General features: G+C 68.6%; 1 protein-coding gene. It reads right to left on the bottom strand.

The window, feature by feature from the left end:
• Window positions 1-277, bottom strand: a 277-nt coding sequence (locus tag JT719_RS24580; RefSeq protein WP_207436421.1) for a hypothetical protein, incomplete at its 3' end; no start/stop codon positions are given.
• Window positions 278-293 lie beyond the last annotated feature (16 nt).

The raw sequence follows: 293 nt of genomic DNA, 5'->3' as shown, positions 1-293 counted from the left end.
AGAGCAGGACGCGGCGCCCGTCCGCCACCAGCGCCGGCAGCATCTCCATCAGCCGGTCGAGCTTGGCGGAATGTTTCACCTTGCCGGCGGCGGGGATCTTCAGCAGGCGGGGGTCGCAGCAGGCCTGCCGCAGCTTCAGCAGCGCGTCGAGGATGAGGATGTGGCTGCGCGCCAGCCCGAGCTTGCGCACCTCGGCTCGCACCCGCTCGTCCATTGCGACGCGGATGCTCTCATAGAGGTCGCGTTGCGGGCCGTCGAGATCGATGTGCTCGACCATTTCCGTCTTGGGCGGC

Origin of the sequence: Sabulibacter ruber (genome assembly GCF_017355955.1) — a bacterium.
Lineage (GTDB): Bacteria > Bacteroidota > Bacteroidia > Cytophagales > Hymenobacteraceae > Nibribacter > Nibribacter ruber_A.
The sequence above is the reverse complement of the archived record's forward strand: the minus strand, read 5'-3'. Positions and strand labels throughout refer to the sequence as shown.